This window comes from Mangrovicoccus sp. HB161399 (genome assembly GCF_013184745.1).
Classification (GTDB): Bacteria; Pseudomonadota; Alphaproteobacteria; order Rhodobacterales; family Rhodobacteraceae; genus Mangrovicoccus.
In genome coordinates, this window is record NZ_JAATVU010000044.1 from 1 (window position 1) to 19,133 (window position 19,133).

Consider the following 19,133-nt stretch of genomic DNA (forward strand, 5'->3'; position numbering starts at 1 on the left):
TCTGCGCCTCCGGATCATCCGGCCCGCTGGCGCGGACCAGCTAGACCCCGAGATCGTGCCGGCTGTCCGTCGTCCGCGGAACGCGGCAGCCCCGGTGCAGCGGACGGATAGCGCCCGCCGGTGCCCCCGGAGCTGCCCATTGCGGCGCCATCGGTCCGAGCCCGATGGGCGGCGGCGCCGCGATGGCGGCTGCGCTGCGCGCCATAACGCCGATGGCTGGCCTCGAAGATCGCCCGCATCCCGGGAAGAAGGCCGTCCCGCGCGGCCTGGCGCGCCACGGCTGGAACCGGCCCGGGCGCACGGAAAGTACCCGGCACAGTGCGCCCCCGAGCGCGACCCATCCGGGCGGGCGGGCCGCACGAGGATGGGGTGGTCGGCGACGTGGGCGGGGATGGAGGCGAGCGTGTCCTTCACGGCTTCGCCGCCCGCTGCGCGGCGCCGGTCAGGTCGCGCAGCCGCCCATCGGGTTCGGACCGGTGGCGCCGCGATGGGCAGCTCCGAGGGACCTGGCCGACGCCGATGCCGTCCGCATGACCGCCGCCTCTTCTTTCGGGCGGCGGAGGTCGGACAGCTCGGCAGCCCCGGCCTGCTGCCTGCGGATCGCCCCGGCCGGGCCCGCGGCAGCGAGTTCGGGCCGCCAGCCCTTCAGCTGCGAAGCGGATACGCCGAGCTCGCGCGCGACGCCGGCCTGCGTGGCGCCCGGTCCGGACAGGCGCGCGACGGCCTGCTCCCTGAACCCGGCGGCGAAGCGGCGGCGGGGCTGGCGGCTCATGTAGGGTCCCTCTTTCTGGGAATCTGGGAAAAATGTAACTCCCAGTCCGGAAGCCGGGCGCAAGCTCTGGCATTTCTGTGAAGCACATCCCGATACGCGCTTCATGGACGCAACGGTAAAGCTTGTTGCCGTCCCCGCCACTGCGCGCATGACGGAAGAGTCGACCCTGGCGCAGGCCCGGCGCGGCAACCGCGCGGTTGCGCATCCCGGCGAAATGCCCCCCCGGGATCCGCGCGCGGCTCGAAAGCGAAACCGGCACGCCGCTCCCCGACGTGCCGGACATGTTTGCCTCTGCCCTGTCCGCCGACTCTGGCGGCGTACCAGCAGAGCCGGGGCTCGCCCGGACCGGCCTGCCGGATCAGTCCACGCTGAACGCGCTGTTTCCCTGACCGGCCGGGATCGGCCGCCCGTCATTCTGACAGGCGGCTGATCACCACGGTGACCTCGGGCTTCTTGCCGATCTCGTTCTGCGCGCTGTTGCGCACCGTGCGCCGCATGATCTCGGTCAGCTTGTCGTCGTCGATCAGCACGTCATCATCGGCCCGGCCCAGAACCTGGGCAAGATCGTCTTCAAGCACCTCGGCCAGCGGCGCGCGCGAACGTCCGTTCGCCGGAAGGCCCATGATCTCGCACCAGGGCTCGCCCAGCGGATCGTCGTTCTCGTCGATGATCAGCGTCACCAGCACATGGCCGTTCAGCGCCATGCGGATCCGGTCCCGCACCACGCCGTCCATCGCGCCTATCAGCGACGAGCCGTCCAGGTAGGTTCGGCCGGTCTCGACATAGCCGACGACCTTGGGCTCGTTTCCGGTCAGCTGCACCATCGTGCCGTTCGGCGCCAGGATGCCCTTCAGGCCGTTCTGCGCAGCCAGCTTGACATGCTCGCGCAGGTGGCGGTGTTCGCCATGCATCGGCACGACCAGCTGCGGCCGCACCAGGTTGTGGATCTCGGCGAGGTCCGGACGATTCGCATGCCCCGAGACGTGGTACAGCCCCGAATTGTCGTCGATGACGTCGATGCCCATCTCGGAGAACTGGTTCACGATGCGGAAGACGCCGCGTTCATTGCCCGGGATGATCTTCGAGGAGAACAGGAACGTGTCGCCCGGCTTCATCTCGATGCCCAGGTACTTGCCGCGCGCCAGCTGCGCCGAGGCAGCGCGCCGCTCGCCCTGGCTGCCGGTGACCAGCAGCATCAGGTTCTCGCGCGGGATCTGCGAGGCGTCCTCGACCGCGACGGTGGAGGGGAAGTCCTTCAGCACGCCGGTCTCGACCGCTTCCTGCACCATGCGCCGCATGGCCCGGCCGAGCAGCACGACCGAGCGGCCTGCATCGCGGCCGGCTTCGGCCAGGGTCTTGAGCCGCGCGATGTTCGACGCGAAGGTGGTCGCCACGACCATGCCGCTGCAGCCCTCCACCAGCTTGCGGATCTCGGGTCCCACCAGAACCTCGGACCGCCCGGGATTCGGGTTGAATACGTTGGTGGAATCGCAGGCCAGCGCCAGGACGCCCGGCGCGGCCACCTCGGCCCAGAGCTCGGGATCGTAGGGCTCGCCCACCCCGGGCTCGCGGTCGAGCTTGAAGTCGCCGGTATGCAGGATGCGGCCCTTCGGCGTGTCGATCACCAGCGCCGAGCTTTCCGGGATGGAATGGCTCATCGGCAGGTAGGCAACCTCGAACGGGCCGGCCTTGACCATGTGCGGCCAGGGATCGACCGTCGTCACCTCGGTCTCGGGCGCGTCGGCCTCGATCATCTTGCGCCGCGCAACGGCCGCCGTGAACGGCCGGGCATAGACCGGGCATTTCAGCCGCGACCACAGCCGGCCGACACCGCCGACATGGTCCTCGTGGGCATGGGTGACGAAGACCGCCTCGATCCGGTCGCGGCGCTCTTCGAGCCAGGCGATGTCCGGAAAGATCAGGTCGACGCCGGGAGTCGAATCCATGTCCGGAAAGGCGACGCCCAGATCGATCACGATCAGCCGCTCCCTGTCCTTCGGCCCGTAGCCGTAGACATAGCAATTCATTCCGATCTCGCCTGCCCCGCCGAGGGGCAGGTAGATCACTTCATCCGTACTCATTCCGGTACCGCCATTTCATCCGGACCGCCGACGCGATCCTTGTTGTAATTGTAGATGACGGTCAGCCCGTGCATCGTCAGATCTTCTTCGAAAACGTCGAATAGCTCATCGCCCTGCTGAAACAAAGGGGCCAGCCCGCCCGTGCCGATGACTTTCATGGGACGGCCGCGCTCCGCCTTGATCTGGCTAACGATCCCCGCGACCAGCCCGACATAGCCCCAGAACACGCCGGACTGCATGCAGGCCACCGTATTCGTGCCGATCACCTTCTCTGGCTTGGTCACGTCGACATGCGGCAGCGCCGCCGCCGCCTGGTGCAGCGCCTCGAGGCTGAGGTTCACGCCAGGCGCGATCACGCCGCCGATATAGGCCCCGTCCTCGCCCACCACGTCGAAGGTCGTGGCCGTGCCGAAGTCCACCACGATCAGGTCGCCGCCATAGAGGTCGTAGCCCGCCACGGTGTTGACCAGCCGGTCGGGACCGACCTGGGTGCCGGGATCGACCCGCGGCTCGACCGGCAGGTCGCAGCCCGGCTTGCCCACCACCATCGGGCGGCAGTTGAAATAGCGGTTCGCCAGGACGCGCAGGTTGAAGACCACGCGCGGCACGGTGGAGGAGATGATCACCGCGTTGATCGGAGCATCGAGCTTCTCGTGCAGCAGCAGCGTCGACAGCCAGACATGGTATTCGTCCGCGGTCCGGCTGTGATTGGTGGAGATCCGCCATCGGCCGAGCAGCTGGCGCCCGTCCCAGATGGCGAAGACGGTGTTGGTGTTCCCGCAGTCGATGGCAAGCAGCATGGTGGCGTCCGGTCAGAATCAGAAGAAAACGTCGGCGGCGGAAATGCGGTGCAGCCCGTCGCTGCAGCGCAGCAGGAGGTGCCCTGTCCCGTCCACTGTATCGAATGTGCCGTGAAAGGTCTCGCGTGCCGTGCGGGCGCGGATCGGTTCGCCCAGGCGCGCCGCCTGCGACAGCCAGCGTTCCCGGATCGGCGCGAAGCCCTCGGCGCGGAACTCCGCCTCGCGCGCGGCATAGGCGCGGGCCAGCGCCAGCAGCATGTCGTCGCGGTCCAGCTTGCGCCCCAGCACCTCGGCCAGCGAGATCGGCAGCGTGGCACCCGCCTCCACGGCCGCCAGATCGGGCGCCGAGGCGAGGTTGATGCCGATGCCGATGGCCAGATGGTCGAGCCGTCCGGCCTGCCCCGCGCTTTCCAGCAGGATGCCCGCGGCCTTGCAGTCGTAGAGCAGCACGTCGTTCGGCCATTTCAGAGAGATCGCGCGGGGCTCCACGCCGACCGCCTGGAACGCCTCGGCCAGCGCCACGGCGGCGACGAAGCTGCGCAGGGCGGCGGTTTCGGGCGGTTCTTCCGGCTTCAGCAGCAGCGTGGCGGCCAGCGCGCCCTCCGGGCTGGCCCAGGCGCGGCCGCGGCGCCCGCGTCCGGCCGTCTGGCGCAGGGCCGTTATCCAGACCGGCGCATGGCAAGAGGCGGCCATGCGGGCCGCCTCGGCATTCGTGCTGTCGGTTTCCGGGAGGCTGCGCAGGCCGTAACCCTGCGGCCAGCCCCCGCCGTCACGGGACAAGCGCCATCGCAGCCGAAGCCGCGAGCGAGTCGACGCCGAAGAAGTTGAAGATGCCGACGATCATCACCAGCGCGGTGGCAACGACGAAGCTGCGCAGCACCGGCGCGCGGTCGGCATCGAGCGGCTCGATCGGCGCGCCGAAATACATCAGGTAGACGATCCGGATGTAGTAGTAGGCCGCGACCACCGACGTGATGACGCCGGCGATGGCCAGCCAGTAGAGCCCGGCCTGCACCGCAGAGAACAGCACGCCCCACTTGGCGAAGAAGCCCAGCATCGGCGGCACGCCCGCCATGGAGAACAGCAGCACCATGAAGGCCATCGCCCGCACCGGATCGCGCGCCGACAGCATCGACAGCGACGCGATGTCGAGCACCGGACGGCCGTCCCGCTCCATCGACATGATGAAGGCGAAGCTGCCCAGGTTCATGGTGATGTAGATCGACATGTAGAGCAGCATCGACTGCACGCCGTCCGCCGTCCCCGCCGCCAGGCCCATCAGGGCAAAGCCCATGTGGGTGATGGAGGAATAGGCCATCAGCCGCTTGATGTTGGTCTGGGTGATCGCGGCGACCGAACCGATGGCCATGGAGGCAATCGAGATCAGCTGCAGCACCTGCTGCCAGTCCGCGATCGAGTTGCCGAAGGCGCCGTGCAGCACCCGCGCGAACAGCGCCATGGCGGCCACTTTCGGCGCGGTGGCGAAGAAGGTCGTGACCGGCGTCGGCGAGCCCTCGTAGACGTCCGGCGTCCACATGTGGAAGGGTGCCGCCGAGACCTTGAAGGCCAGGCCCGCGCAGATGAAGGCGAGACCGAAGACCAGGCCGATCGGCGCGCGCTCCTCGCCCACTGCGGACATCAGCCCGGCAAAGTCTGTGGTCCCGGCAAAGCCGTAGGCCAGCGAGCAGCCATAGAGCAGCATCCCCGAGCTCAGCGACCCCAGGACGAAGTATTTCAGGCCGGCCTCGGTCGATTTCACGCTGTCGCGCCGCAGCGAGGCGATGATGTAGAGCGCCAGCGACTGCAGTTCGAGCCCCAGGTAGAGCGACATCAGGTTGCCCGCGGAGACCATGATCATCATGCCGACCACCGACAGGGTGATCAGCACCGGGTATTCGAAGCGCAGGAGGTCGCGCCGCTCCATGTAGGCCTCGGACATGACCAGCACGGCCGCGGCCGAGAGCAGGATCATCACCTTGGCAAAGCGCGCGAAGCCGTCATCGACGACCATGCCGCCGAAGCCCGGCGTGGTGCCGCCGCCGTTCAGACCGATCCAGAAGGCTATGAGCGTGAAGATGGCCGCCGTCACCCAGGTCAGCACCGGGGCGTAGCGGTCCTTGCCGGTATAGACCACCGCGACCAGCGCCAGGAGGGCGAAGAGCGCCAGCACGAATTCCGGCAGGACGGTGGACAGATCGGATGCCGTCATCTCGGTCGCTCCTCAGTGGCTTGCATTTTCGGCGACCTCGACCCCGGGCGCGAAATTGGCCTGGGCGGCAAGGTTCTCGGCCACCAGCGCCTCGACCGAGGGACCGGTGATGTCGGTGACCAGCCCCGGGAAGATGCCGAGGATCAGGGTCAGCGCGACGAGCGGGGCGAAGATCGCCTTCTCGCGCGTGTTCATGTCGGAAATCGTCTTCAGGCTTTCCTTGATCAGGTCGCCCAGCATCACCCGCTTGTAGAGCCAGAGCCCGTAGCTGGCCGAGAGGATCACCCCGGTCGCGGCGACGAAGGCCACCCAGGTGCTGTCCTCGAAGATGCCGATCAGCGTCAGGAACTCGCCGATGAAGCCGCTGGTGCCCGGCAGGCCGGCATTGGCCATGGTGAAGAACATGAAGACGATCGCATAGCCCGGCATCCGGTTGATCAGACCGCCATAGGCGGCGATGTCGCGGGTATGCATCCGGTCGTAGACCACGCCGACGCAGAGGAAGAGCGCGCCGGAGATGAAGCCGTGGCTGAGCATCTGGAAGATCGCGCCGTCGACGCCCTGCTGGTTCGCCGCGAAGATCCCCATCGTGGCATAGCCCATGTGCGCGACCGAGGAATAGGCGATCACCTTCTTCATGTCGGTCTGCACCAGCGCCACCAGCGAGGTGTACACGATGGCGATGGCCGATATCCAGAAGACCAGCGGCTCCATCATCTTGGTCCCGATCGGGAACATCGGCAGCGAGAAGCGCAGGAAGCCGTAGCCGCCCATCTTCAGCAGCACCGCCGCCAGCACGATCGATCCCCCCGTGGGCGCCTGGACGTGCGCGTCGGGGAGCCAGGTATGCACCGGCCACATCGGCATCTTCACCGCGAAGGAGATGAAGAACGCGAGCCAGAGCAGCGTCTGCATGCCGCCGATCACATGGGTGCCGAGCACGGTGATGGTCGAGCTGGAGAACTCGTGGTGCAGCAGCCCCGTCACGTCCGGCCCGCAGGCCGCGATGCAGGTGGTCCCGGCGTCGATGTACATCGCCACCATGCCGACCAGCATGAAGACCGAGCCGAAGAAGGTGTAGAGGAAGAACTTGAAGGCCGCATAGACCCGCCGGTCCCCGCCCCAGATCCCGATGATCAGGAACATCGGGATCAGCGCGCCCTCGAAGAACAGGTAGAACAGCACCATGTCCAGCGCGCAGAACACGCCGGTCATCAGCGTTTCCAGCACGAGGAAGGCGATCATGTATTCCTTGGTGCGGTGCGTCACGTTCCAGCAGCTGAGGATCACCAGCGGCATCAGGAAGGTGTTGAGCATCACGAACAGCACCGACAGCCCGTCGACGCCCATCCGGTACTGCAGGCCCAGCACCCAGTCGCGCTCTTCCACGAACTGGAAGCTGGGGTCGGACGCGTCGAAGCCGGTCAGCAGGAACAGCGACAGCAGGAATGTCACCCCGGAGGCGATCAACGCGACCCATTTGGCATTGCGCTGCGCTGCCTCGTCGTCGCCGCGCAGGAAGACGGCCAGGATGACCGCTGCCAGCGTCGGCATGAAAGTGACGATGGAAAGCAGGTTATCCATTATTCGGCGCCTCCGCTGAGGACCAGCCAGGTCATGAGCACGGCAATGCCGAGCACCATGGCGAAGGCGTAGTGGAACAGGTAGCCGGACTGCGCGCGTCCCGCCAGCCTGCTGAGGAAGGGGATGAAGGCGGTGGCAAGCCCGCGCACCGTGCCGTCGATGACGGTCCGGTCGCCGCGGTTCCAGAGGAACCGGCCGAATTTCATGGTCGGGCGGACCACCGCATGTTCGTAGCATTCATCGAAATACCACTTGTTCAGCAGGAACTGGTACATCGGCGCCTGGTTCTTGGCGAGCTTCGCGGGCAGGTCCGGACGGCGCACGTACATCTGCCAGGCCAGGCCGAAGCCGAGCAGCATCGCGACGAAGGGCGAGAGCTTCACCCAGACCGGCGCGGCATGGGCATCCTCCAGCACCGTGTTGTCCGGCCCGAAGAAGACAGCGCCGCGTTCCGCCGCGCCATGGGCTGCCGGGGCGGCATGGGCATCGCCCTCCGCCGCAGACGCCTCGACCTGGTGCGGCATGCCGAAGAAGCTGGCCACCTTGTCGTGGTCGCCGAAGAAGGAGCCGTACCAGACCATGCCCGCGAAGACCGCGCCGAGGCCGAGCACGCCCAGCGGGATGGTCATCACCGACGGGCTTTCCTTGGCATGGTCATGCGCGTGGCGGTCGCCGCGCGGCGATCCGTAGAAGGTCAGGAACATCAGCCGCCAGGAATAGAAGCTGGTCATGGCCGCGGCGAAGACCAGCATCCAGAAGGCGTAGGAGGCCATCGAGTTGGACCCGGCCCAGGCGCTCTCGACGATGGCGTCCTTCGACAGGAAGCCGGCGAAGCCGATATGGGTCAGCGGGATGCCGACGCCGGTGATTGCCAGCGTGCCGACCATCATCGCGGCGAAGGTCAGCGGCAGCTTCCTGCGCAGCCCGCCGTAGTTCATCATGTCCTGCTCGTGATGCATCGCGGTGATGACCGAGCCGGCGCCGAGGAACAACATCGCCTTGAAGAAGGCGTGGGTGAAGAGGTGGAACATCGCCGCCGGATACATGCCGACGCCCGCGGCCACGAACATGTAGCCCAGCTGCGAACAGGTCGAATAGGCGATGACGCGCTTGATGTCGGTCTGCACCAGGCCCACGGTCGCGGCGAAGAAGGCCGTCGAGGCGCCGATGAAGGTGACGAAGGCCATGGTCTCGGGCGCGTACTCCATCAGCGGCGACATGCGGCAGACGAGGAAAACGCCCGCGGTCACCATGGTCGCGGCGTGGATCAGGGCCGAGACCGGCGTCGGACCTTCCATCGCATCCGGAAGCCAGGTGTGCAGGAAGAGCTGCGCCGATTTCCCCATCGCGCCGACGAAGAGCAGGAAGGCACAGAGGTTCGCGGCGTTCCAGCTGCCCCAGAGAAAGCTGATCTCGGTCTGCGCCAGCTCGGGCGCCTGGTCGAAGATCACGCCGAACTGCAGGCTGTCGGTCAGGAAGAACAGCGCGAAGATGCCCAGGAGGAAGCCGAAATCGCCGATCCGGTTGACGATGAAGGCCTTCATCGCCGCCGCGCCGGCCGACGGCTTGCGGTAGTAGAAGCCGATCAGCAGGTACGAGGCGAGGCCGACGCCCTCCCAGCCGAAGAACAGCTGCACGATGTTGTCGGCAGTCACCAGCATCAGCATCGCGAAGGTGAAGAGCGACAGGAAGGAGAAGAAGCGCGGGCGGTAGCTTTCCTCGCCCTCGCGGAAATTCTCGTCATGCGCCATGTAGCCGAAGCTGTAGAGATGGACGAGCGCCGAGACCGTGGTGACCACGACCAGCATGATCGCCGTCAGCCGGTCGACCATCACCGTCCAGTCGATCACCAGCGAGCCGCTCTCGATCCAGCGGGCGATCTCCACCGTGTAGGCGGTGCCGTCGAAGCTGAAGAACACGATCCAGGAGAAGAAGCAGGACAGGAACAGGAGCCCGGTCGAGATCCACTTGGCCGCGCGCTCTCCCATCGGCTTCCACAGGAAGCCCGCGATCAGGCTGCCGGCCAGCGGTGCGAAGAGGATGATGCTTTCCACTGCGTTCAGCCTTTCATGTTGTTGACGTCTTCCACCGCGATCGTGCCGCGGTTGCGGAAGAAGCAGACCAGGATCGCCAGTCCGATGGCAGCCTCGGCGGCGGCGACGGTCAGCACGAAGAGCGTGAAGATCTGGCCCTGCAGGTCGCCCAGGAAGCTGGAGAAGGCCACGAAGTTGATGTTGACCGACAGGAGGATCAGCTCGATCGACATCAGGATGATGATCACGTTCTTGCGGTTCAGGAACAGCCCGAAGATGCCGATCACGAAGAGCGCTGCCGCCACGCCCAGAAAATGCTCAAGTCCGATCATCCATGTCCCTCCGGGTCGTCTGCCCGTCGTTTTGGTCTTGCTGGGTCCCGCCCCGGACACGGCCCGGGGCCTTCCCTCTTTCTCGGTTCCGCCGCGACCGGCGGGGCCCAGGATCAGGTCCGGGGCCGGACAGGCCTCAGAGCCCCTGCCCCGGCTTCACGTCCTTCAGTTCCATCGCCTTGGCCGGATCGCGGTACATCTGCGCCAGCACGTCCTGTCGCTTGACATCCGCGCGGTGGCGCAGCGTCAGCACGATCGCGCCGATCATCGCCACCAGCAGCACGAGCCCGGCAAGCTGGAACAGGATCAGGTAGCGGTCGTAGAGCAGCATGCCGATCGCCGCGGTGTTGCTGGCCTCGGCCAGATCCGGGGTCGGCGCGCCGCGCAGCAGCTGCGCGCGGTCGGAGAACTGCCAGACGCCGATGCCCATGCCCAGCTCGGTCAGGATGATCACCCCGATCACCAGCGCCAGCGGAACGCCCTTGGCGACCTCGGCGCGCAGCTCGGCGAAATCCACGTCGAGCATCATCACCACGAAGAGGAAGAGCACCGCGACCGCGCCGACATAGACGATGACCAGCAGCATCGCGACGAATTCCGCGCCCAGCAGCACGAAGAGCCCGGCCGAGCTGAGGAAGGCCAGGATCAGCCACAGCACCGAGTGCACCGGATTGCGCGACAGCACCGTGAACAGCCCCCCGGCGATGACGCCGAGCGCGAAGGCATAGAAGGCGATGGTTGCCATGATGTTCGGGCCTCCTTCAGCTCACCGGTAGGGCGCGTCGATTTCTAGGTTGCGGGCGATCTCGGCCTCCCAGCGTTCGCCGTTCGAGAGCAGCTTCTCCTTGGAGTAGTAGAGCTCTTCGCGGGTCTCGGTGGAGAATTCGAAATTGGGTCCTTCGACGATCGCATCCACCGGGCAGGCCTCCTGGCAGAAGCCGCAATAGATGCATTTCGTCATGTCGATGTCGTAGCGCGTCGTGCGGCGCGAGCCGTCCTCTCGCGGTTCGGCATCGATGGTGATGGCCTGGGCCGGGCAGATCGCCTCGCAGAGCTTGCAGGCGATGCAGCGTTCCTCGCCGTTCGGATAGCGGCGCAGCGCGTGCTCGCCGCGGAAGCGCGGGGAAAGCGGCCCCTTCTCGTGCGGATAGTTCACCGTCGCCTTGGGGGCCAGGAAGTATTTCATCCCCAGCTTCAGCCCCGCCCAGACATCCTGCAGCAGGAAGTACTTTACTGCGCGGTTCCAGTCGATTGCGGTCATGTCAGCCCCCTACGGCCCAGCGGGCATAGGCCCCGCCGAAGACTTCGAATTTCGCCAGGAACGCCACCAGAACCACCCAGATCAGCGACATCGGCAGGAAGACCTTCCAGCCCAGCCGCATCAGCTGGTCGTAGCGGTAGCGCGGGGTGATCGCCTTCACCATGGCGAAGAGGAAAAAGAACACCGCCATCTTCGCCACCATCCAGAGCGCCCCGTCGGGCAGGCCCGGGATCGGGCTGAGCCAGCCGCCGAAGAACAGCAGCGTCGTCAGCGCGCACATCAGGAAGATCGCGATGTATTCGCCGGCCATGAACAGCAGGAACGGCGTCGAGGAATATTCCACCTGGTACCCCGCCACCAGTTCCGACTCTGCCTCCGGCAGGTCGAAGGGCGGGCGGTTGGTCTCGGCCAGCGCCGAGATGAAGAACAGGAAGACCATCGGGAAATGCGGCAGCCAGTACCAGTTGAACAGGCCGAAATGGCCATCCTGCGCGCGCACGATGTCGGAGAAGTTCATCGAGCCCGTGGAGATGATCACGCCGATGATGATCAAGCCGATCGACACCTCGTAGGAGATCATCTGCGCCGCGGAGCGCAGCGAGCCCAGGAACGGGTATTTCGAGTTCGACGCCCAGCCGCCCATGATCACGCCGTAGACCTCCAGCGAGGAGACGGCGAAGACATAGAGGATGGCGACGTTGATGTCGGCCAGCACCCAGCCGTCGGAGAACGGGATCACCGCCCAGGCGACCATGGCGAGCACGAAGGAGGCCATCGGCGCCAGCAGGAAGACAGGCTTGTCGGCCCCCGCCGGGATGACGATTTCCTTGACCACGTATTTCAGCGCGTCGGCCACCGTCTGCAGCAGGCCGAAGACCCCGACCACGTTCGGGCCGCGGCGCATCTGCACGGCCGCCCAGATCTTGCGGTCGCCATAGACGAGGAACAGCAGCGAGATCATCACGAAGGCCAGCACGGCCAGACATTGCGCGATGATGATCACCGCGATCCCCGCAGGCGTTGCGAAGAAATCAGCCATGAACGGTATCCTCCCAGGTCAGCGCGGCCGCGGCCCCGAGGGTCGTGGCGGCTTGCTCCGACATGTCGCTGTAAAGCGCGTTTTGGTTGCCAAATCCAGAACCGATGCAAGCCGTTGTGCGTGTATGTCGCGGAAACTTCGCCATCGACCGCCTCACTCCGCCGCCATGGCCGGGCTGCGCCGGGCCTTGGCCTGCGCGGAAAGCTCCGCCATCAGCTGCGAGGCGCGCGCGATCGGGTTGGTCAGGTAGTAGTCCTTCACGGCGGGCACGAAATCCGCCCCCGCCTTCGGCTCGGCGGGCACGAGCGGCGTCCACTCGTTCTCCGCCACCTCGTCGACCCGCGCCAGGTGCGGCACGTCCTTGACCAGCTTGCGGCGCAGCGCGGCGAGGCTGTCATAGGGCAGCTTTTCCCCGGTCAGCGCGGAGAGCGCGCGCAGGATCGCCCAGTTCTCCTTCGCCTCGCCCGGCGGGAAGCCCGCGCGGTTGGCGATCTGCGGACGGCCCTCGGTATTGACGAAGAGCCCCGATTCCTCGGTCCAGGCCGCGGCAGGCAGGATCACGTCGGCGCGGTGCGCGCCGCGGTCGCCATGGCTGCCCTGGTAGATCACGAACGGGCCCTCGGCGATCTCCACCTCGTCGGCGCCGAGGCTGTAGACGACCTCGGCCCCCTCCAGCGCGGCGGCCATGCCGCCCTCGGTGACGGCTCCGGCATCCATCGCGCCGACGCGCGAGGCGGCGGTGTGCAGCACCATCAGCTTGGCACCTGCCGCGCCGGCGGCCTTCATGACCTGGCTCAGCACTGCCTCGCCATCGGCCTCGCGCAGCGCGCCCTGCCCGACGATCACGACGCCGGGGATGTCCGCCTTGCCGGAATGGTCCATCGCGGCGAGCTTCACCAGCGCGTCGCGGCCGGTGCCGATCTCGGAAACGTCATAGGTCAGATCCGCGGGCGCGCCGATCCGCGCCACATTGGCGCCGCGCAGCCAGGCCTTGCGGATGCGCGCGTTCAGCACCGGCGCCTCGGTGCGGGGATTGGTGCCGACCAGCAGGATCATCTCGGCCGCGTCGATATCCTCGATCGCCGCCGTGCCGACATAGCCCGAGCGGTTGCCCGCAGGCAGCCGCGCGCCGTCGGTGCGGCATTCGACCTTGCCGCCCAGCCCCTCGACCAGTTCCTTCAGCGCGAAGGCCGCCTCGACCGGGGCGAGATCGCCGACCAGGCCCGCGACCGTCTTGCCCTTCATCGCCGCCGCAGCCGCGGCCAGCGCCTCCGTCCAGCTTGCGGGCTTCAGCTTGCCGTCGACGCGGACATAGGGCTTGTCCAGCCGCTGGCGGCGCAGCCCGTCCCAGACGAAGCGGGACTTGTCGCCCAGCCATTCCTCGTTCACGCCGTCATGGTTGCGCGGCAGGAAGCGCATCACCTCGCGCCCCTTGGTATCGACCCGGGTGTTGGAGCCGAGCGCGTCCATCACGTCGATCGACTCGGTCTTGGTCAGTTCCCAGGGCCGAGCCGTGAAGGCGTAGGGCTTCGACACCAGCGCGCCGACCGGGCAGAGGTCGATGATGTTGCCCTGCATCTCGCTGTCGAGCGTGCGGTTCAGATAGGACGTGATCTCGGCATCCTCGCCGCGCCCGGTCTGGCCCATCTGGGTGATCCCGGCCACCTCGGTGGTGAAGCGGACGCAGCGCGTGCAGGAGATGCAGCGCGTCATGTGGGTCTCGACCAGCGGGCCCAGGTTGATGTCGATCGAGGCGCGCTTGGGCTCGCGGTAGCGCGAGAAGTCGACGCCATAGGCCATCGCCTGGTCCTGCAGGTCGCATTCGCCGCCCTGGTCGCAGATCGGGCAGTCGAGCGGATGGTTGATCAGCAGGAACTCCATCACGCCCTCGCGGGCCTTCTTGACCATCGGCGAGTTGGTCTTGATTTCCGGCGGCTCGCCGTTGCGGCCCGGGCGCAGGTCGCGGATCTGCATGGCGCAGGACGCGGCGGGCTTGGGCGGGCCGCCCACGACCTCGACCAGGCACATCCGGCAGTTCCCGGCGATCGACAGGCGCTCGTGGTAGCAGAAGCGCGGGATCTCCACCCCCGCCTGCTCGCAGGCCTGGATCAGCGTCAGGGCCGGGTCGACCTCGACCTCGGTGCCGTCGATGATGATGGTGCGCAGATCCGACATGGCTTTACTCCGCTGCGATTGGGGTGCAGGCCTTGGTCTTCCAAAGCTGCGCCTGTTTCAGGTGGGACCAGCCGAAGGCATGGTCCGTGTTCCCGTGCGCCTCCAGATGCGCCAGCCGCTCCAGCGCCTCCTCCAGCGAGGGGCGGTGTCCCTCCGGCACGAACCACATCGCGAAATGCGGCCGTCCGAGAAGCTCGAACCAGGCGGCGCGGCGGTCGTAGAACCGCTTGTGCACGGTGTTGTAGACGAAATTTTCCAGCGACCCGACATCTTCCCAGAGGGTCAGGTTCGACACGAATTGCGGGTCGCCGCCGATCTTGGCCCCGGTGTTGCCGGTGCCGGGCTCGCCCGAACCCTCCATCATCCAGACAAAGCCCGGGCTGCGCTTGCCGATGCCGTTCACCAGGTCGAGCGCAGCCATGAACTCGGCGACGCGCGGGTCGTCGGTCGGCGCCAGCAGGCGGCCGACATTGAGCTGGGCCAGATGGGTTCCGGGCGGCTGGATCGTCATGTCAGGAAGCTCCCGATGCGGCTGTTTCCGGCGCGGGCGCGGCTGCCGAAGCTGCAGAGCTCGTCGCGATTGACCAGATAGGCGCCCTCCGGCACGTCCGAGGGGAAGATCAGCAGCCCGCCCTCGGCGGGAAGCTGCCCGGTCCGGCGCGCCTCCCTGCCGTCGATCACCTGTGCCGCGACGCCGTTGGCGCGCAACCCGGCGGCCAGCGCCTCCATGACCGACACATTGTGCAGCCGCGCGCCGAAGCCCGCGAACTGTTCCTCGCCATAGCCCTGCTCCAGCAGCTGGCGGACGAGTTCGTCCTCGGCCTTCTCCGCTGCCGCCTCGTCGAAGCCGATGCCCGGGCACATGCTGGCCACCAGATCGGCGGTGCGTTCGTCCAGGCTCAGGCGCATCAGCGGCTCGGGCACGGGCCCGGCGGCACCGCCCGCGCTGCACCCGGCCAGCATCGCGGCCGCGACTGCCGTGGGCAGGCGGCGCGACGTCGCGTTCCGGGGCGGCGCCAAGGTCATGACAGGACCCTACCGAGGATGCTGCCGGAGGATTTCTCCTCCTCGCCGAAGCTGCAGGCGGCGGCGGGATCGGGATCGGCCGGGTCCACCCCGCCCTCCTCCAGCCGCTGCGCCACCGCGGGGCCGAGTTCCTGCTTCTCGAAGCTGTCGGTCCGCGCCTCGATCGCCTCCGGATCCGCACCCTGCGCGACGAGGTTCCTGTAGGCATTGGAGATGAAGGCCTTGGCCTTCGCCGTGTCGAAGCCCAGCGTCGGGCAATTGTCGCCGACGAACTGCGCCGTCGCGACATCGACCAGGACGCGCTGCATCACCGGCACGACCACCGGCGTCGCCACCGCGCAGGAAGCGAGCCCGAGGGCCAGCGCGGCCGGAGCGATCCGGGCCGCGGGATGGAAGATATGGCGGGCCGGACGGCTCAAGATGCGGGGTCCTCCAGCATCAGCAATGCACCGGTCAGGGTCCCGGCCTCGATTTCCTGCCGCGCGATCGGACAGCCGATCGGCGGATCCTTCAGGTCGACCGGGTCGACGCCATGGGCCTTCGAGAAATCCTCGATCGCCTGCTGCAGCGCCGCGGTCTCGATGTCGCCGCCGGTGCGCTTGAACTGGGTCAGCTTCGACTCGGCAAGCTTCCCGAAGGTCTCGTCGATCTCGATGCCCGGGCATTGCGAGGCGAAGAGCACGCCGACCAGCAGCTGGCCCACCGCCTGGCCCGGCGGCATCTCAAGCGCGGCGTCATAGGCGCGCTGCTTGGCGGGCGGCAGCGAGGCATAGAGCGCCTCGGTGCGCGACGGCGACAGCTCGTGCGAACAGGCCGAGGCCAGCAGCACGGCAAGGGCGGCGGGGACGGAGAGGCGGATCAGGCTCATTCCGCTGCCACCGCGCTGAGCTTGCCGGATTTCTGCGCCTTGATGCGGTCCTCGATCTCGTCGCGGAAATTGCGGATCAGGCCCTGGATCGGCCAGGCCGCGGCATCGCCGAGCGCGCAGATCGTATGGCCTTCGACCTGCTTGGTGACCGAGAACAGCATGTCGATCTCCTCGATCTCGGCCTCGCCCTTCACCAGGCGTTCCATCACCCGCATCATCCAGCCGGTGCCTTCGCGGCAGGGCGTGCACTGGCCGCAGCTTTCGTGCTTGTAGAAGGCCGAAAGCCGCCAGATCGCCTTCACCATGTCCACGGACTGGTCCATGACCATCACCGCCGCGGTGCCGAGGCCCGATCCCAGCTCGCTGCGGAGATAGTCGTAGTCCATCACCGCATCGCGCATGTTCTCGCCGCGCACGCAGGGCACCGAGGCGCCGCCGGGAATGACCGCCTTGAGGTTGCTCCAGCCGCCGCGGATGCCGCCGCAATGCTTGTCGATCAGCTCCTCGAAGGAGATCGACATCTCCTCCTCGACGACGCAGGGGCGGTTCACGTGGCCCGAGATCGCGAACAGCTTGGTGCCCGCGTTGTTCGGACGGCCGAAACCGGCGAACCAGTCGGCGCCGCGGCGCAGGATGGTCGGCGCCACCGCAATGGATTCGACGTTGTTCACCGTGGTCGGGCAGCCATAGAGCCCCGCGCCCGCCGGAAACGGCGGCTTCATCCGCGGCATGCCCTTCTTGCCCTCGAGGCTTTCGAGCAGCGCGGTTTCCTCGCCGCAGATATAGGCGCCCGCGCCGTGATGCAGGTAGAGGTCGAAATCCCAGCCCGAGCCGCAGGCATTCCGGCCCAGCAGGCCGTCATCGTAGCATTCGTCGATCGCTGCCTGCAGCGCCTCCCGCTCGCGGATGTATTCCCCGCGGATGTAGATATAGGCGGCATGCGCCCCCATCGCGAAGCTCGCCAGCAGGCAACCCTCGACCAGCGTGTGCGGGTCGTGGCGCATGATCTCGCGGTCCTTGCAGGTGCCCGGCTCGGATTCGTCGGCATTGACCACCAGGTAATGCGGACGGCCGTCGCTCTCCTTCGGCATGAAGGACCATTTCAGGCCGGTCGGGAAGCCCGCCCCGCCGCGGCCGCGCAGGCCGGATTTCTTCATCTCCTCGACGATCCAGTCGCGGCCCTTGGCGATGATGTCTGCGGTCCCGTCCCAGCGGCCGAGCTTCTTCGCCCCGGCAAGGGAGCGGTCATGCATGCCGTAGATGTTGAGGAAGATGCGATCTTCGTCCTTCAGCATGGGCTATCCTCCATTGGGGGGCCGCGTGGATCCGCGCGCCTGCCAGAGTTGGTAGGTGACGACCAGGGCCCAGACGAAGGCCGCGATCGCCGCAAAGTCGAAGAGGAACGCGATCCGCACCGGCAGGCCGAATGCCGCGCCCGCCAGCTGGACCCCGAACCACAGCACCATGGTCGCCGCCACGACGAGCGCCACCTTGCGCCCCTTGCGCGCGAGACGGACCTCGTCCTCGGTGGGCTGGAGCCGGGTCATGCCTCATTCCTTCTTCATCAGATCCCCGGCCTGGCTCACCCAGTCGTCGCGGGTGATCCGGCCTTTCGGGCCGTCGATATTCTCGTCGATCCAGGCAATTTCCGCCGGGCCCCAGGACGCGATCTGCGCATAGGTGTAGACGCCGGCCGCATGCAGCGCCTCTTCCAGCTTCGGGCCGATCCCGGTGATCTGGCGCAGGTCGTCGGTCCTTTCCGGCGCTTCGGCGAACAGCTCGGGCTTCGCCATCGGCGCCGCTCCATCCGGGGTGCCCGCCTTGTCCGCCGGGGCTTCCTGCTTGGTCGCGCCGCTCGCATCGGCCGGGCGGCCCTCCGAGCGGTCCGCATCGTCCGCCTTCGGCGCGGGCTTGGCCTTCGGCTTGGCCGCGGGCCTCGCCACGCCGCTCTTCTCCAGCAGCGCCGCCTCGCCCTCGCCCAGCCAGGGCGCGCGCAGCGGCACTTCGGTGCCGTCGATCCGCTTGACCGTGTCGCCCAGTTCCACCGCGCGGGTCACCGAGCCGTTCATCGGCATCCGGTCCTTGTCATGCGCGGTCAGCGTGGTCAGCCCGCCCAGCGGCTCGGCGCCGTGGCGGCCGTTCTGCGGGCCGGGCACCGGGACCTTGCCCGCGGCCAGCTCGTCGAGGATCTCGACGAACCGTTCCGAGGTCAGGTCCTCGTAGTAGTCCTTGCCGATCTGGACCATCGGCGCGTTGGTGCAGGAGCCGAGGCATTCCACCTCTTCCCAGGAAAACTTGCCATCCGCCGACAGGGCGTGCGGCTTCTTCGCGATCTTCTCGCGGCAGATGCCGATCAGGTCCTCGGCGCCGCAGATCATGCAGCTGAGCGTTCCGCAGACCTGGACATGCGCGACCGAGCCCACCGGTTGCAACTGGAACATGAAATAGAAGGTCGCGACCTCGAGCGCGCGGATATAGGGCATGCCCAGCATGTCGGCGACATGCTCGATCGCGGGACGGGTCAGCCAGCCCTCCTGCTCCTGCGCGCGCCACAGGATCGGGATGATCGCCGAGGCCTGGCGGCCCTCGGGATAGCGCGTCATCTGCGCCTCTGCCCAGGCGCGGTTCGCAGGCGTGAAGGCGAAGCTCTCGGGCTGTTCGGGGTGGAGGCGACGCAACATTCAGGCTTTCCCTTCTGCTACCCGGAGCCGCACGGCCGGCGCACGGCGCGCCACGGGCAAATTGCTCGGCGCGGGGCGGTCCGCGCGGGTTCTGCTGTCCATCCTGTCCTCCCGTGGCCGCAGCGGCGCAAGCGGCCCGCGGCATCCGCGGATGCCTGCAAGCCCTTGACCCTGCTGGGCGCGGCGGCTTGCGCCCCTGCCCTGACTCGCGGCCTCATGACCGCCGCTTTCGCAGGAAACCTGCCGCGGCACAACGCCATTCTGGCGGCCCG

General features: G+C 67.4%; 19 protein-coding genes. All 19 read right to left on the reverse strand.

Going from position 1 to position 19,133, the window contains the following annotated elements; all coding sequences use genetic code 11:
* Positions 1 to 442 precede the first annotated feature (442 nt).
* The 19 genes from HCC78_RS20850 to HCC78_RS20940 all read right to left on the reverse strand — a co-directional run bounded on the left by HCC78_RS20850 (position 443) and on the right by HCC78_RS20940 (position 18,861).
* Entirely contained in the window at positions 443 to 772 is a 330-nt protein-coding gene (locus tag HCC78_RS20850) for a transposase (RefSeq protein ID WP_216671243.1), read from the reverse strand.
* A 410-nt stretch (positions 773 to 1,182) separates the two neighbouring features.
* On the reverse strand, positions 1,183 to 2,853 hold the full coding sequence (locus tag HCC78_RS20855) for a ribonuclease J (protein ID WP_172330731.1): 1,671 nt from the start codon (positions 2,851 to 2,853) through the stop codon (positions 1,183 to 1,185).
* Positions 2,850 to 3,653 carry a type III pantothenate kinase gene (locus tag HCC78_RS20860; RefSeq protein WP_172330732.1) on the reverse strand — a complete coding sequence of 268 codons (804 nt, stop codon included), beginning with the start codon at positions 3,651 to 3,653 and terminating at the stop codon, positions 2,850 to 2,852. Before HCC78_RS20860 ends, HCC78_RS20855 begins: the two co-directional genes overlap by 4 nt.
* 18 nt (positions 3,654 to 3,671) lie before the next feature.
* Positions 3,672 to 4,433 carry a biotin--[acetyl-CoA-carboxylase] ligase gene (locus HCC78_RS20865; protein ID WP_253949284.1) on the reverse strand — a complete coding sequence of 254 codons (762 nt, stop codon included), beginning with the start codon at positions 4,431 to 4,433 and terminating at the stop codon, positions 3,672 to 3,674.
* The gene (nuoN, locus tag HCC78_RS20870; RefSeq protein ID WP_172330733.1) at positions 4,423 to 5,862 is read right to left on the reverse strand and encodes an NADH-quinone oxidoreductase subunit NuoN; all 1,440 of its coding nucleotides are present in this window, start codon (positions 5,860 to 5,862) and stop codon (positions 4,423 to 4,425) included. The genes HCC78_RS20865 and nuoN overlap by 11 nt, the downstream gene beginning before the upstream one ends.
* Positions 5,863 to 5,874: 12 nt before the next feature.
* Positions 5,875 to 7,446 (reverse strand): NADH-quinone oxidoreductase subunit M, encoded by a 1,572-nt coding sequence (locus tag HCC78_RS20875; RefSeq protein ID WP_172330734.1) that lies wholly within the window; start codon positions 7,444 to 7,446, stop codon positions 5,875 to 5,877.
* On the reverse strand, positions 7,446 to 9,500 hold the full coding sequence (gene nuoL / locus HCC78_RS20880; protein ID WP_172330735.1) for an NADH-quinone oxidoreductase subunit L: 2,055 nt from the start codon (positions 9,498 to 9,500) through the stop codon (positions 7,446 to 7,448). The genes HCC78_RS20875 and nuoL overlap by 1 nt, the downstream gene beginning before the upstream one ends.
* Before the next feature lie 5 nt (positions 9,501 to 9,505).
* Positions 9,506 to 9,811 carry an NADH-quinone oxidoreductase subunit NuoK gene (gene nuoK / locus HCC78_RS20885; RefSeq protein ID WP_172330736.1) on the reverse strand — a complete coding sequence of 102 codons (306 nt, stop codon included), beginning with the start codon at positions 9,809 to 9,811 and terminating at the stop codon, positions 9,506 to 9,508.
* Between the two features lie 136 nt (positions 9,812 to 9,947).
* On the reverse strand, positions 9,948 to 10,556 hold the full coding sequence (locus HCC78_RS20890; RefSeq protein WP_172330737.1) for an NADH-quinone oxidoreductase subunit J: 609 nt from the start codon (positions 10,554 to 10,556) through the stop codon (positions 9,948 to 9,950).
* A gap of 21 nt (positions 10,557 to 10,577) precedes the next feature.
* Positions 10,578 to 11,072 carry an NADH-quinone oxidoreductase subunit NuoI gene (gene nuoI, locus HCC78_RS20895; protein WP_172330738.1) on the reverse strand — a complete coding sequence of 165 codons (495 nt, stop codon included), beginning with the start codon at positions 11,070 to 11,072 and terminating at the stop codon, positions 10,578 to 10,580.
* 1 nt (position 11,073) lies between these two features.
* Entirely contained in the window at positions 11,074 to 12,111 is a 1,038-nt protein-coding gene (nuoH, locus tag HCC78_RS20900; protein WP_172330739.1) for an NADH-quinone oxidoreductase subunit NuoH, read from the reverse strand.
* A gap of 153 nt (positions 12,112 to 12,264) precedes the next feature.
* Positions 12,265 to 14,286, reverse strand: coding sequence for an NADH-quinone oxidoreductase subunit NuoG (gene nuoG, locus HCC78_RS20905; RefSeq protein ID WP_172330740.1), 2,022 nt, complete (start codon positions 14,284 to 14,286; stop codon positions 12,265 to 12,267).
* 4 nt (positions 14,287 to 14,290) lie between these two features.
* A complete protein-coding gene (locus HCC78_RS20910; RefSeq protein ID WP_172330741.1) occupies positions 14,291 to 14,797 on the reverse strand; it encodes a DUF3291 domain-containing protein in 507 nt (168 codons plus the stop codon).
* On the reverse strand, positions 14,794 to 15,312 hold the full coding sequence (locus HCC78_RS20915) for a hypothetical protein (protein ID WP_172330742.1): 519 nt from the start codon (positions 15,310 to 15,312) through the stop codon (positions 14,794 to 14,796). The genes HCC78_RS20910 and HCC78_RS20915 overlap by 4 nt, the downstream gene beginning before the upstream one ends.
* Entirely contained in the window at positions 15,309 to 15,731 is a 423-nt protein-coding gene (locus HCC78_RS20920) for a DUF5333 family protein (RefSeq protein ID WP_172330743.1), read from the reverse strand. The genes HCC78_RS20915 and HCC78_RS20920 overlap by 4 nt, the downstream gene beginning before the upstream one ends.
* On the reverse strand, positions 15,728 to 16,180 hold the full coding sequence (locus HCC78_RS20925; protein ID WP_172330744.1) for a hypothetical protein: 453 nt from the start codon (positions 16,178 to 16,180) through the stop codon (positions 15,728 to 15,730). Before HCC78_RS20925 ends, HCC78_RS20920 begins: the two co-directional genes overlap by 4 nt.
* On the reverse strand, positions 16,177 to 17,475 hold the full coding sequence (gene nuoF / locus HCC78_RS20930) for an NADH-quinone oxidoreductase subunit NuoF (protein ID WP_172330745.1): 1,299 nt from the start codon (positions 17,473 to 17,475) through the stop codon (positions 16,177 to 16,179). The genes HCC78_RS20925 and nuoF overlap by 4 nt, the downstream gene beginning before the upstream one ends.
* Before the next feature lie 3 nt (positions 17,476 to 17,478).
* Complete coding sequence (locus HCC78_RS20935) at positions 17,479 to 17,727, reverse strand: DUF5337 domain-containing protein (RefSeq protein ID WP_172330746.1); 249 nt, start codon at positions 17,725 to 17,727, stop codon at positions 17,479 to 17,481.
* A 3-nt stretch (positions 17,728 to 17,730) separates the two neighbouring features.
* Positions 17,731 to 18,861 (reverse strand): NADH-quinone oxidoreductase subunit E, encoded by a 1,131-nt coding sequence (locus HCC78_RS20940; protein ID WP_172330747.1) that lies wholly within the window; start codon positions 18,859 to 18,861, stop codon positions 17,731 to 17,733.
* Positions 18,862 to 19,133 lie beyond the last annotated feature (272 nt).

Coding starts and splice junctions, on each gene's coding strand:
- HCC78_RS20860 (WP_172330732.1), bottom strand. CDS start 3,653: ATGCTGCTTGCCATCGACTGCGGGAACACCAACACCGTCTTCGCCATC.
- HCC78_RS20855 (WP_172330731.1), bottom strand. CDS start 2,853: ATGAGTACGGATGAAGTGATCTACCTGCCCCTCGGCGGGGCAGGCGAG.
- nuoF (WP_172330745.1), bottom strand. CDS start 17,475: ATGCTGAAGGACGAAGATCGCATCTTCCTCAACATCTACGGCATGCAT.
- HCC78_RS20875 (WP_172330734.1), bottom strand. CDS start 7,446: ATGGATAACCTGCTTTCCATCGTCACTTTCATGCCGACGCTGGCAGCG.
- HCC78_RS20935 (WP_172330746.1), bottom strand. CDS start 17,727: ATGACCCGGCTCCAGCCCACCGAGGACGAGGTCCGTCTCGCGCGCAAG.
- nuoK (WP_172330736.1), bottom strand. CDS start 9,811: ATGATCGGACTTGAGCATTTTCTGGGCGTGGCGGCAGCGCTCTTCGTG.
- HCC78_RS20925 (WP_172330744.1), bottom strand. CDS start 16,180: ATGAGCCTGATCCGCCTCTCCGTCCCCGCCGCCCTTGCCGTGCTGCTG.
- HCC78_RS20915 (WP_172330742.1), bottom strand. CDS start 15,312: ATGACCTTGGCGCCGCCCCGGAACGCGACGTCGCGCCGCCTGCCCACG.
- HCC78_RS20940 (WP_172330747.1), bottom strand. CDS start 18,861: ATGTTGCGTCGCCTCCACCCCGAACAGCCCGAGAGCTTCGCCTTCACG.
- HCC78_RS20850 (WP_216671243.1), bottom strand. CDS start 772: ATGAGCCGCCAGCCCCGCCGCCGCTTCGCCGCCGGGTTCAGGGAGCAG.
- nuoI (WP_172330738.1), bottom strand. CDS start 11,072: ATGACCGCAATCGACTGGAACCGCGCAGTAAAGTACTTCCTGCTGCAG.
- nuoG (WP_172330740.1), bottom strand. CDS start 14,286: ATGTCGGATCTGCGCACCATCATCATCGACGGCACCGAGGTCGAGGTC.
- nuoN (WP_172330733.1), bottom strand. CDS start 5,862: ATGACGGCATCCGATCTGTCCACCGTCCTGCCGGAATTCGTGCTGGCG.
- HCC78_RS20910 (WP_172330741.1), bottom strand. CDS start 14,797: ATGACGATCCAGCCGCCCGGAACCCATCTGGCCCAGCTCAATGTCGGC.
- HCC78_RS20890 (WP_172330737.1), bottom strand. CDS start 10,556: ATGGCAACCATCGCCTTCTATGCCTTCGCGCTCGGCGTCATCGCCGGG.
- nuoH (WP_172330739.1), bottom strand. CDS start 12,111: ATGGCTGATTTCTTCGCAACGCCTGCGGGGATCGCGGTGATCATCATC.